Raw genomic sequence first — 1,044 nt, 5'->3', positions numbered from 1 at the left:
TGCGGCAAGTCGCCTGAGCATGATGCGGATCATGGCGAGGCGGATGAATGCAGCAACGGTCGTTGCGTAGCGTTCGAAGTCGCGAGCCAGGCGACGGTTACGACTGATCCACGCGAACGTTCGTTCGACGATCCACCGTTTGGGTAGCACCTCAAATCCAGCAGCGTACGATCGCTTGACGATCTGCAAATTCCAGGCACCAGTGCGCCACACCGTCATCGCCATCTTGCGTCCCGCGTATGCACCGTCAGCAAAAATGCGTTCGATGAACGGGAATAGTCGTCTCGCCCGACGCAGCAAGTGGAAGGCGCCATCGCGATCCTGAATATCGGCGGGATGAACGACAACGTTCAACAGGAGACCCAGCGTGTCGACCAGGATGTGCCGCTTGCGACCCTTGATCTTCTTGCCCGCATCGTAGCCCGAAGGATCAAGCCCAGACCCCCTTTTTGAGCGCCCTTCGCGGACTGCGAGTCGATGATCGCCACCGTCGGGCTTGCTTCACGCCCCTCCTCCTCGCGCACCGCCACGTACAGCGTGTGATGGATGCGCTCCAAGGTGCCGTCCCAGTTCCAGAGCTCGAGATAGTCGTGCACCGTGCTCTTCGGCGGCAGATCCTTAGGCAGCGCCTTCCATTGGCAGCCGGTCCACAGCACGTAAAAGATCCCGTTCAACACCTCGCGCACGTTCACAGACCGTCTGCGCCCGCCGTGCCGGCCTGGCGGGATCATGGCCGCCACGATCGCCCATTCGGCATCAGTTAGATCGCTCGGGTAACGAAGGCCACGGCGGTCCGCCGCAAGGCGGTGTTCAGGCTTCCACATCGGGCGCTCTCCAGAGAATCAAGCGCCCAGCAATGAATCACATCCGATTCATCAGACTCAAGAACTTCCCGGATCGGCTCTCAGAGGCTCATGACGTTCGATGAAGATCAGCGGGGCTCGCTCGAAATCGGCAAGTTCGCGAACTCGCGGTCCTCGACCGCGACTTCTTGACCACGCCACTAAGTGAGGGCCGGCGGGATGCGAAACGGCCGCCGGCCAC

The 1,044-nt window shown here is 61.1% G+C and carries 1 protein-coding gene; it reads right to left on the bottom strand.

The annotated features are described in order from the left end of the window. Positions 1-824 (bottom strand): IS5 family transposase gene (locus VMT30_02865; GenBank protein HVQ43883.1). Its coding sequence is split into 2 segments (ribosomal slippage), with 825 coding nucleotides annotated over them: positions 1-452 and positions 452-824; the frame shifts between segments, so codons are not numbered across the junction. This gene is flagged as partial in the annotation. Positions 825-1,044: the final 220 nt, after the last annotated feature.

It is taken from the genome of Candidatus Saccharimonadia bacterium (genome assembly GCA_035544015.1).
Classification (GTDB): domain Bacteria; phylum Patescibacteriota; class Saccharimonadia; order UBA4664; family UBA4664; genus UBA5169.
The sequence above is the reverse complement of the archived record's forward strand: the minus strand, read 5'-3'. Positions and strand labels throughout refer to the sequence as shown.